Origin of the sequence: Embleya sp. NPDC056575 (assembly GCF_042793325.1) — a bacterium.
GTDB lineage: Bacteria > Actinomycetota > Actinomycetes > Streptomycetales > Streptomycetaceae > Embleya.
Window position 1 is genome coordinate 46758 of the sequence record NZ_JBHTVA010000010.1, and the last position, 10556, is coordinate 57313.

The following is a 10556-nucleotide window of genomic DNA, read 5'->3' on the forward strand; positions in this document are numbered from 1 at the left end:
ACCCACGCCGTGTCCGACGCCGCACGTACGCCGTTCGCCGCAGTGCGGGGCTCCGTCGAGGGGTCGCCTCGCGGGGCGGGCTACATGGCTCGCATCCGCAGGTAACGTCGAATGTCCGCCCGGTTCGCGAACGCGACAAGCCCGAACAGGGCCACTCCGCCGATCAGAATCCTTCGCATGTCGGCACCTCTCCAGACTCGAGACCGCGCACCGCGTCAGCGGCGGCGGGTCGGACATCGACCGCGTCCGGCGCGCCGGTCGGTGACGCGATGGGCTCCTGCCGGCGCAGCACCCGCAGGATCAGCGCGACCGCCTCGTCCACGGCCGCCGCGACCGGTGGGCTGAGCCCCACCCGCTCGTCCAGGTCGGCCGGTTCGCAGCCGACGACCAGCACCCGGCGAGGCGGGGTGCCGCCGGTGCCCGCGCTCAGCGTGCCCAGCAGCGCGAGGACCGCGTCGGGCCCCATGCGATGGCCGTCCACGAGCGCCGTACCGGTCTCGACCGAGCCCGGCACGGCGGCCTCGATCAGGTACACGGTGCCCGGTTGGCCGCCACGCGCGGTGGCGTCCACCAGGATCAACGTGTCGTAGCCCTCCAGGAGTTGGTAGGCCAGATGCACGCCGCGCACGCCGAAGTCGACCACCTCGGCACCATCCGGCAACGGGTGCCCGGCCAGCCTGGTGGCGGCCTCCACCCCGAAGCCGTCGTCACCGAGGAAGATGTTGCCGACTCCGGCGACGAGCACACGCTCGACGCCCGCGGCCGGCGGACCGTGACCGATCACGTGTCCTCCAGGACCGTGAGTTCATCCGGTTGGAAATACAGGAACCGGCCCTGGGCCCGCCGGATGTCCGCGCCGGGGTCGCCGTCCACGGTCACCGCGAGGTGCACCGCGCCGTCGACGTCGTGCAGCACCGCCTCGACCAGGGCGTCCCGACCGTGCAGGAACAGGTCTTGGGCGTCGGTACGGCGCGGTCCCGGCCGCAGCCGGACCCGACTGCCGGGACCGATCGAACGCCCGTCGACCGGCACCCGATCCGAGGCGGGATCGAATCCGGCGTCGCTTGCCGGGTCCCACCAGGGCCGGTCGGTTCCCGACGTGTCCGGATCGGACCTGCCCGGTTCGATCAGGGTCGTCGGCCCGGCCGGCCCGGTGCTCTCGCGCAGCGCCCGCACCGTGCCGTGCAACCGGTCCCACACCTCCGGGGGAAGCGAGTCGACCAGGTCCACGGCGGCGCCCGCGCGGGCGTCGGTACCGCGTGCCTCGCGCTTCTCCCGCTCGGTCAGGGCCGAGGTGCGCAGCGCGAGGATCTCGTCGATCTCGGTCGCGTCGTAGAGCGCGCCGGGGCTTTCCGGGGCCACCCGCGGGTGATCCTCCAGGATGATCGGCGAGGACAACACCACGTCGTCCCGCTCTCCGGCCAGCACCGGCCAGGTCCGTAGGTTCGCACACGTCGCGACGGCGGCCCGGGCCCATTCGGGCGGGTCGGTCACGGACAGGAAGGAGCCGGTGTCCAGGCCGAGCAGCACATGTGCCGACACCAGCGCATGCGGCAGCGCGGCGTCCCGGTCGGCACCCGTGTCGGGCGTCCACCCACTGGTGTTGGCCACCTCGACGGTCAGCTTGAGTGTGCGGTACGGGCCGGGCACTTCGGTGGTGCGCACCCGGATCTCCCCCTCGACCCGTGCCCGTCGGCGGACCAGTCGCCCGCACACGCGGCCGTCGAGTTCGACCGTCTCGGTCTCCTCGCGCTCGGCCCGATCGAACGGCAGGACCAACCCGTCCCCTGCCGACGCCGCGACCGGCAGCACCAGTTCGACCCGCTCCTCGACGCCCTCGTCCCATGGGACGAGCACCCGATCGGGCAGCTCCAGCGCGTCGGTCGCCGCGAACTCGCCGTCGGCGCCGACCTGTTCCACCGTGCGCCGCTGGGCGTGCAGGAAACGCAGCTCGATCGAGAGGTTCGCCTGCGCGCGGGGCTCGATCAAACACTCGGTGCGCTGGTCGTGATGTTCGCCGCTGCCCCGCCCCCAGGCGGGCGGCACCAGCACGCCGAACTGCCAGCGCATCCGGTTCTTGGCGGCCGAGGCCCGGTACGGGTAGAGCACATAGCCCTCGAAGAGCACGGCGTCGGCGATCTGTCGCGCGACGGCGAACCGCTCCTGGATCGCGGGCTCGAACAGCGTCATCGTTCGCTCCCCTCGGTGAGGCGGGTGCGGTCCGAGCCGCCGGGGCGATCACGGCGAACACCGAAGGCCCGCACGGGCGCGGTGTCCGGCTCCGCGCTCGCCAGCAGCGCCCGCATCGTGGCCTCCCAGGAGGGCAACGCGTGCCGGGCCCGGTAGGCGAGCAGCGCGTCCATCTCCTCGCGCGGCAGCCGCAACCAGCCGCAGCCGGGGAAGTGCTGCTCGACCATTTCCCGCCATACGGTGACCGGCATGCGATAGGCGGTCTCCTTGTGCCAGGGCACCGGTTCCACCCGGAAGCCGCCCGCGCCGGTGAACGCGGTCCCGGAGAAGAGCATCAGCAGCGGCACCTCTCCCTCGTCCAGCGCGTGGAAGTAGCGGGACGAGGCGATGTCCATGTCGTAGGTACACGGCACCACCAGATCCACCTCGGTCTCCCCGATGAAGCCCGGCACGTTCGACGCCACCTGGGCGAACTCGATCGGGTGGAGCGTGCCGCCCCAGCGGGAACGTTCGCCGAACAGCACGCCCAGCCGGGCGCCCTCGACCGTCCCGTAGCGACGCCGGGCGGGCTCGATCCGCACCTGGACACGCAACGCGAGCGCGTGCACCCGGGACCGCTCGGCGGCGGTGATCCGCAGCCGAAAGACCAGCGTGGGGCCCGCCGCGTACCCGTCCGCGCGCACGCCGACGCAGGAGAAGTCCAGCTCGGTCACGGTGCTTCGTCCCCTCCGGGCACCCGCGCGCGCGAACGCACGTCGGCGAGGAACGCGGCCAGGTCTTCACGGGCCTCGGCGCCGCCGTCGAAGCCCCGCCACCGCAGGCGCATCCGGCCGACCAGCTCGTAGCAGACGTCGATCGGAACCAGGAAGCACTCGCTCGACCCGTCGGTGCGGTGCAACAACAGCGCTTCGACGTCGGGACGCAGCAGCTCGGCGAGCCGGCTCTCGCCGAGCACCGCCTGCCACAGCTGTGGGTCCAGGTCGCTCTCGGTGGCGCCGGCCGGGCTCGGGTAGAGCGCGATCAGCCGGTCGAGCGCGGCGTTGCGCAGGAAGAACGCCAGGCCGACCGGGATCTGCAGGGCGTCCCAGGCGGCTTCGTCCAGGCTGTGCCCGGGGTCGGCGAGGTAGCGCTCGGGCACCGCCCGATAGCGACCGCCGGCCGCGCCGCGCCGCTCGAAGAGCATGGCGCAGCCCCGGCACGCGCAGGCCAGGACCCGCGCGTCGGTGTCCACGAGGTGGCGGTGTCCGGCACCGACCTCCTGGGCGCACAGCTCGCAGCGTTCCGGGCGCGGCCCGGTCGGGAGGCGGAATCGGCGCAGCCCTCCCGCCGGTCGGGCGGTCGTCGGGAACGGCGCGTTCACCGTGTGGCCCGGGCCGGATCGGCCGGTCGGGTGCCGATCTGAAGCAGCGCGGGTTCGGGCGACACGGCCGGGGCGTCCTCGATCTCGATCCGTTCGACCTCGGGTGCGTAGCCGGCCAGGAGCCCTTCCACGCCCTCGGGTGAGCCTGCGGCGTTCCCACTCGCGCATCCGCATCCGCCGCTCGTGGCGGTGATCCGCAGTCGCAGGGTCCGGGCGTGCTCGTCGTAGTCGAGGAACTCGGCTCGGTGTTCGGGGTGCGCCGCGAGGCCTCGCGTGACCCGTGTCGGCACGTCGTCGGGGTGCAGGTCGTGCAGGACCAGCAGAGCGGTGACCAGTTCGTCGTCGAGCACGGCGCGTCGATCCGCGCCGGCGTCGCGCAGCAGCGCGGCCAGCCGGGCCAGGCCGGTGCCGTAGAAGTCCATCAGGGCGCGGACCAGTTCCTCGGCACCGACGCGCACATTCGGGTCGGCGCTGTCGCCGAGACGGGTCAGGATCTCCTCGACCCGCAGTCCGGTCTGTTCGGCGTTCATCCGCTCAGTCCGCTCAGCCCGGTGGGCACGTGCAGCTTCTGCAGGGTCTTGCCGTCGCCGAGATACATGTGTACACCGCACGGCAGACAGGGGTCGAAGCTGCGCACGGCCCGCATGATGTCGATGCCCTTGAAGTTCTCCGGGGGGTTCTCCTCGAAGATCGGCGTGTTCTGCACCGCGTCCTCGTACGGCCCGGGGGTGCCGAGGGTGTCGCGAACGCTGGCGTTCCACGGGGTCGGCGGGTACGGGTGGTAGTTGGCGATCTTCCCGTCCCGGATCACCATGTGGTGCGAGAGCACGCCGCGCACGGCCTCGGTGAAGCCGACGCCGACCGCCTGATCGGGCACCTCGAATTTCTCCCACGTCTTGGTCCGGCCCGAGCGCACCTCGTCGAGTGCCTTCTCCGCGAAGTACACCGCCATGGCGGCCATGTACGCCTGGAAGTAGGTGCGCGCCCGGTTGCGCTCCAGGGCGTTGCTCCACTGCGGGATCTTCCACTCGAAGGTGGTTTCGGGTTTGGTCATCGACTTGGGCAGGTTGATCACCACGCTGTGCCCGGTGGCCTTGACGAAGCCGGTGTCGACCAGTGCGTTGAGCGCGGTGGACCACAGTCGGGCGAGCGGGCCGCCGCCGGTGTCCAGGGCGAGGTAGTCGGTGCCGTCGAACCAGCGCGGCGACATGACCCAGCTGTACTTGCCGTCGAAGTCCCGCTTCTGTGGGGCGGGGATGGTGTGTTGGTTCCACGGGTGGCGCGGGTCGACGGGGTTGCCCAGCGGGTCGTGCGTGACGAACGGCTCCCGGCCCTCCCAGTCCTGGTAGTAGGAGCTGCCGAGCAGGATTCGGATACCCAGGTTGATCTCGGTCAGATCGTTGGTGATCAGCTTGCCGTCGACCACGACGCCGGGGCTGACGTACATGCGCCGGCCCCAGTCGGTCATGTTCCGGTAGGTGAAGTCGCAGTGGTCGGGGTCGTTGAGCGCGCCCCAGCATCCGAGCAACACCCGCCGCCGGCCGACCTCTTCGTAGCCCGGCAGAGCGGTGTAGAAGAAGTCGAAGAGGTCGTCGTGCAGCGGGACGACGCGCTTCATGAACTCGACGTAGCGCATCAGTCGGGAGAGGTAGTCGGTGAACAACTGCACCGAGGCGACGGTGCCCACACCGCCCGGGTAGAGCGTGGAGGGGTGTACGTGCCGGCCCTCCATCAGGCAGAACATCTCCCGGGTGTAGCGGCTGACCGCCAGCGCCTCGCGGTAGAACTCGCCCTCGATGGGGTTGAGCGAGCGCATGATGTCGGCGATGGTGCGGTAGCCGTGTTCGGCGGCGTGCGGCGCCTCGGTGCGTTCGGCCATGTCCAGTACGCCGGGGTTGGTCTCGCGGACCATGCGCTCGCAGTAGTCCACCCCGACCAGGTTCTCCTGGAAGATGTTGTGGTCGAACATGTACTCGGCGGCCTCGCCGAGGTTGATGATCCACTCGGCCAGGTGCGGCGGCTTGACGCCGTAGGCCATGTTCTGCGCGTAGACCGAGCAGGTGGCGTGGTTGTCGCCGCAGATGCCGCAGATCCGGCTGGTGATGAAGTGCGCGTCGCGCGGGTCCTTGCCCTGCATGAACACGCTGTAGCCGCGGAAGACCGACGAGGTGCTGTAGCACTCGGCGACCTGCTTCGCCTTGAAGTCGATCTTGGTGTGGATACCCAGGCTGCCGACGATCCGGGTGATCGGGTCCCAGGACATCTCGGTCAGGCCGCTGCCGTCACCGGCCGTCTTGGTCGAGGGTGCCATCGTGTGTTGTGCCCTTCTGCGGTGAGGACTGCGGCACGCTTGGGGCCGGCCGCGGGATCGGGGACTACGGCGAAGGCGATCCGCTCACCAGGGCGGGCGGTAGCCGGTGGTCAGCGCGCGCCCGGTGTGGCGCCACTTGGGTTCCCTGTCCACGGTCTTCGCGGTGATCGAGCGCAACTTGCGGATCACCACGCCGTACGCACCGCTGGTGGTCGCGGAGATCTTGCCGCCGGGCGGTTCGTCCATGAACGGCATGAACTTGTCCGGGAAGCCCGGCATCGTGCACGCGATGCAGATTCCGCCGACGTTCGGGCAACCGCCGACGCCGTTGATCCAGCCGCGCTTGGGCACGTTGCACTTGACGACCGGGCCCCAGCAGCCGAGCTTCACCAGGCACAGCGGCGAGCCGTACTCGTGGGCGAACTGGCCCTGCTCGTAGTAGCCACCGCGGTCGCAGCCCTCGTGCACGGTGGCGCCGAACAGCCAGGTCGGGCGCAGCTTGTCGTCCAGTGGGATCATCGGCGCGGATCCGGCGAGTTGGTAGAGCAGGTAGGTCAGCGTCTCGGCGAAGTTGTCCGGCTGGATCGGGCACCCGGGCACACACACGATCGGCAGACCCGCCTTGGACTTCCAGTCCCAGCCCAGGTAGTCGGGAACGCCCATCGCACCGGTGGGGTTGCCGGCCATCGCGTGGATTCCGCCGTACGTGGCGCAGGTGCCGATCGCCACGACGCCGGTGGCCTTGGGCGCGAGCCGGTCCAGCCATTCGCTGGTGGTGATCGGCTGGCCGGTGGCGGGATCGTCGCCGAACCCGCTCCAGTATCCCTCGGTCTTGATCGACTCGTTCGGGATGGATCCCTCGACCACCAGCACGAACGGGTCGAGTTCGCCCCGTTCGGCCTTGAAGAACCATTCGATGAAGGTGTCCGCGCCCTGGACCGGTCCGCACTCGAAGTCGATCAGCGGCCAGTGCACGGCGATCGGCGGCAATCCGGGCAGCGCGCCGGTGACGATCTCCTCGATCGACGGTTGCATCGCGGCGGTCAGCGCGACGGAGTCGCCGTCGCAGCTGAGGCCGGCGTTGATCCAGAGGATATGGATCGGGGACGCTTCCTCGACCGGCGTGGCGGCGGTCGAGTGCCCTGTGGGGTTCTCGGACGTGGCGCGCATGAGGACACCTCCTCAAAGGTTACTTGTCCGATATAACGGACTCTCGGATCTTCCTATCAGTCCGACACGTAACGCGCCTCACATCCGGTCCGTTCGGGCGAGTCGCGCCGCTGGCGAGGCCGGCGCCCGCGGGCTATCGATCGCCGCGCAGGTAGCGCGTGATCATGTCCGTCAGTTCGTTCTCGAACGACTCGATGGGGATGGTCCGCGGGTCGGCCATGAGCTTGTGCGTGTTCGTCTCCACGGTGAAGACGATCAGTTCGGCGGCGGTGCCGAGGTCTCGCACGCGGACGTCCGGGTGCCGGGCGAGGATTCCGCGGACCTGTGCGACACGGTCGCGTCCGTGTCGCTCGATCGTGTCGAGCAGGTCCTGGGAGAAGGACGCCTCCTCGATCATGATGCGGAGCAGCTGAGGGTCGTCGCGGTGGTTGTCGATCGCGTCGCGGACGAGGGCCCGCACCATCGTTTCCAGGCTTCCGTCGGACAGGTCGATCCGATCGGCATGGGTCCATGTGCCGCGTTCGATGTGACGGACCAGCAACTCGGCCAGGATGGCGTCCTTGTTCGGGAAGTACTGGTACAGGGATCCGATGGAGATCCGGGCGTGTTCGGCGATGCGGTTGGTCGTGCCGGCGGCGTAGCCGTGCTCGGCGAAAACGTGAGCAGCGGCGGTGAGGATGCGCTCGCGGGTGAGCTCGGCGCGCACCTGGCGGGGCTTGCGACGTGGGCTGAGGCGGCGGTCCGCGGATGGCATCGGTGGGACTCCCCGGGGCGTGGAATGCGAGTAGCCAAAGAGCTGAGCTATTGCTCAGAATAGTGCCATGAGCTGCAGAAATACCGCCTTCCCCGGGCGGTGCGGATGCCGACCGCCTCGAACGAGGCGTGGATAGCGCAGCTCCTGCGGGTGGCGACGTCGACTCGCCCCCGCGTGCACAACCCGACCATTCGCCGCGCACGGCCCGCCGACGTGCCCAAGCAGGACGTCTCCTTCTTGGGCCACCGGCGCGTGGGCCGCTCCGCGCCCGGCGGACACGAGCACGACGCCCTGTGCGTGAAGAAGCGAGAGGAATCCTCATGACCTCCCGGATCCGGCAGTCCGCCCCGCGGCGGCTGAAGACGGTGACCGACATCGAGGCGATCGTCGGCCGTCCCGCACCGGTGATCAGGCTGAAACAAATCAGTACGCTCGACGAAGGCTGCCGGGCCGTCCTTGCCCACAGCACGATCGCGGCTTTCGGCTACCGGGACGGTGACGGCACCGGCAGGACGACGTTCGTCGGCGGGGCGCCGGGGTTCGCACGAGTCCTCTCGGCCACCCGCATCTCGTTCTCCCTGCCCGGGACCGACGACCCACACGGTCCGGTCTCACTGTTCTTCCTCCTGCCGGGCGTAGGGGAGATCCTGCGCGTCAACGGCACGGCGGCCGGGCGCGAGGGCGCCCGGACATCCATCGACATCACGGAGGCATACGTACACTGCGCGCAGGCCGTCCTGCGCTCGGGCCTGTGGAACCCGCCGGCCGTCCCGTCGTCGTCGCCCACCCGCGTCGAGGGCGACGGTCCCCTGTCCGGGCCGGGCATCGCCGACTTCCTGGCCGCGGCACCGTTCCTGGCGCTGTCCTCCTGGGACACCGCCGGTGGCAGCGACACCAGCCCGCGCGGAGACCGGCAGACGGTCGCGCGGATCCTGGACGATCAGACCCTGGTCATCGCGGACCGCAAGGGCAACAAGCGAGCCGACACCCTGCACAACCTGCTGCAGGACGACCGCCTCTCGCTGGCCGCGCTCGTCCCGGGGCGCGACGGTGTGCTGCACGTCCGCGGCCGCGGTGCGATCACCGACGATCCCGCGCTGTTGGAGACCATGGCGCTGCGTGGGGTGTCCCCGCACCTGGCGCTGCTCATCGGCGTCGAGCACGCGGAAGTGAGCGCCAACGACGCCCTGGCGCACGCACGCCTGTGGAGTCCCGGCGCGCACCCGGACCGTGCCGCGATGCCGGACCTGATGGCACTGGGTGCGGAACACCTCGCCGCCAACGCCGGCGCCGAAGGCGCACCACCGGCCTTCCTCCTCAGAGCCATCGGCGCCATCCCGGGAGTGAACCGGCTGCTGCGCCGGGCGGTGAATCGCGGCTACCGCTCGGGGCTGCGGAAAGAGGGGTACGGGGACATCGGGACCGCGGACGGCCGCCGTGGCCGCCGGCGTCGACGTCGTGCCGAAGTCGGCGCAGGCGAGCCCGCGTTGCGCCAGGTGCGCGTCGCCGAGGTGCGCAGGGAGACCCCCAGCGCGATCACGCTCGTGCTCGAAGACGTCGGTCGACCCCCGCAACCCTTCGATTTCCTGCCGGGCCAGTACTTCACACTCGTCGCCGACATCGACGGCCATCCGGTACGACGGGCCTACTCGGCCTCGTCGGCGCCCGGGACATCCCGGCTGGAAGTCACCGTCAAGCACGTGGAGGACGGCCGTTTCTCCACCCATGTACACCGACGGCTGGGCGTGGACGATCGCCTCGCGATACGCGGCCCCTCGGGCTCCTTCCACGCCCGACTCCAGCCCCCGGACGACACCGTGCTGATCGCGGCGGGCAGCGGCGTGACGCCCATGATGAGCATGATCCGCACACGACTCGCCGACCGGCGGGGACGCGACAGGATCGCGCTGCTCTACAGCAGCCGCACCACCGAGGAGGTCATCTTCGGCGCCGAGTTGGACCGGCTGGCGAACAACTTTCCCGATCGGCTGTCGGTCACCCACGTCCTGACCCGCCGGACGGGGCGGCTCGACGCCGACGGTGTACGGCGCTGGATCACCCAGCGCTCCCCCACCCGTGACGCGCACTACTACGTCTGCGGACCCGACCCGCTGATGGACGCCGTGCAAGCCGTCCTGACCGATCTCGGGATACCCGACGAGCAGGCACATCAGGAGCGTTACACCAGCCGAGCGGACAACAGCGGTGTGACGACCGTGCCGCGGGAGATGCGCGTCGAGAAGGACGGAGCCCCCCTCGGCGCGGTGACCGTCGAACCCGGCCGGACGCTGCTCGAGGCGGGACTCGCCGCCGGGTTCGCGATGCCGCACTCCTGCACGGTCGGCAACTGCGGCGACTGCGTGGTGCGGCTGCGAAGCGGCGAGGTCGCCCAGGACGAACCGAACTGCCTGACACCACAGCAGAAGTCCGAAGGGTACGTACTGACCTGTGTGGGATACCCCCTGACGCGGGTCACCCTCGACATCACCGACCCGTGACCACCCCGCCGGGATCGCGCGAGGGCGGCAAACATGACCGTCGGTCTAAATCTGCCGCGCGAAATTCGGCCGAAGCGCCAAAGATGCCCGGGGTACCGGCTGGTCTACTGATCGGAATACAAAACGCACATGCCGCGAGGGCGCACCTTCGAGGACGTGGACACGCCGGTCGCCGGCGTGAGGGAGGCCCACTATGTCGTGGAGATCCGCATCAGGTTGTCGCAGGTTTCATCCCCGAATCTCTTTCGCGCGAGTCGCCACCGCGTCTCTGGC

General features: G+C 70.1%; 9 protein-coding genes. 1 reads left to right on the forward strand and 8 read right to left on the reverse strand.

Features of this window, described 5'->3' with window-relative positions:
* Nucleotides 1-163: 163 nt before the first annotated feature.
* From ACFRCG_RS10020 to ACFRCG_RS10055, 8 genes are all read right to left on the reverse strand, one after another.
* Nucleotides 164-784 carry a hydrogenase maturation protease gene (locus tag ACFRCG_RS10020; RefSeq protein WP_380030315.1) on the reverse strand — a complete coding sequence of 207 codons (621 nt, stop codon included), beginning with the start codon at nt 782-784 and terminating at the stop codon, nt 164-166.
* Nucleotides 781-2190, reverse strand: a complete 1410-nt coding sequence (locus tag ACFRCG_RS10025) for a hypothetical protein (RefSeq protein ID WP_380030316.1) — start codon at nt 2188-2190, stop codon at nt 781-783. The genes ACFRCG_RS10020 and ACFRCG_RS10025 overlap by 4 nt, the downstream gene beginning before the upstream one ends.
* Nucleotides 2187-2903: a DUF6084 family protein gene (locus tag ACFRCG_RS10030; RefSeq protein WP_380030317.1), complete on the reverse strand. Its 717-nt coding sequence runs from the start codon at nt 2901-2903 to the stop codon at nt 2187-2189. Before ACFRCG_RS10030 ends, ACFRCG_RS10025 begins: the two co-directional genes overlap by 4 nt.
* A complete protein-coding gene (locus ACFRCG_RS10035) occupies nt 2900-3550 on the reverse strand; it encodes a DUF5947 family protein (RefSeq protein ID WP_380030319.1) in 651 nt (216 codons plus the stop codon). Before ACFRCG_RS10035 ends, ACFRCG_RS10030 begins: the two co-directional genes overlap by 4 nt.
* Nucleotides 3547-4080 (reverse strand): hypothetical protein, encoded by a 534-nt coding sequence (locus ACFRCG_RS10040; protein WP_380030320.1) that lies wholly within the window; start codon nt 4078-4080, stop codon nt 3547-3549. The genes ACFRCG_RS10035 and ACFRCG_RS10040 overlap by 4 nt, the downstream gene beginning before the upstream one ends.
* Nucleotides 4077-5861 carry a nickel-dependent hydrogenase large subunit gene (locus tag ACFRCG_RS10045; RefSeq protein ID WP_380030321.1) on the reverse strand — a complete coding sequence of 595 codons (1785 nt, stop codon included), beginning with the start codon at nt 5859-5861 and terminating at the stop codon, nt 4077-4079. The genes ACFRCG_RS10040 and ACFRCG_RS10045 overlap by 4 nt, the downstream gene beginning before the upstream one ends.
* 84 nt (nt 5862-5945) lie before the next feature.
* Nucleotides 5946-7031, reverse strand: a complete 1086-nt coding sequence (locus ACFRCG_RS10050; RefSeq protein ID WP_380030322.1) for a hydrogenase expression protein HypE — start codon at nt 7029-7031, stop codon at nt 5946-5948.
* Nucleotides 7032-7164: 133 nt separating this feature from the next.
* Nucleotides 7165-7785: a TetR/AcrR family transcriptional regulator gene (locus ACFRCG_RS10055; RefSeq protein WP_380030323.1), complete on the reverse strand. Its 621-nt coding sequence runs from the start codon at nt 7783-7785 to the stop codon at nt 7165-7167.
* Nucleotides 7786-8105: 320 nt separating this feature from the next.
* Here ACFRCG_RS10055 and ACFRCG_RS10060 point away from each other — a divergent pair, with 320 nt between their 5' ends.
* Nucleotides 8106-10283, forward strand: coding sequence for a 2Fe-2S iron-sulfur cluster-binding protein (locus tag ACFRCG_RS10060; RefSeq protein ID WP_380030324.1), 2178 nt, complete (start codon nt 8106-8108; stop codon nt 10281-10283).
* Nucleotides 10284-10556 lie beyond the last annotated feature (273 nt).

What these genes read in the sequence shown, in the direction of transcription:
- ACFRCG_RS10025 (WP_380030316.1), bottom strand. Translation starts at nt 2,190, where the DNA reads ATGACGCTGTTCGAGCCCGCGATCCAGGAGCGGTTCGCCGTCGCGCGA.
- ACFRCG_RS10040 (WP_380030320.1), bottom strand. Translation starts at nt 4,080, where the DNA reads ATGAACGCCGAACAGACCGGACTGCGGGTCGAGGAGATCCTGACCCGT.
- ACFRCG_RS10045 (WP_380030321.1), bottom strand. Translation starts at nt 5,861, where the DNA reads ATGGCACCCTCGACCAAGACGGCCGGTGACGGCAGCGGCCTGACCGAG.
- ACFRCG_RS10050 (WP_380030322.1), bottom strand. Translation starts at nt 7,031, where the DNA reads ATGCGCGCCACGTCCGAGAACCCCACAGGGCACTCGACCGCCGCCACG.
- ACFRCG_RS10055 (WP_380030323.1), bottom strand. Translation starts at nt 7,785, where the DNA reads ATGCCATCCGCGGACCGCCGCCTCAGCCCACGTCGCAAGCCCCGCCAG.
- ACFRCG_RS10060 (WP_380030324.1), top strand. Translation starts at nt 8,106, where the DNA reads ATGACCTCCCGGATCCGGCAGTCCGCCCCGCGGCGGCTGAAGACGGTG.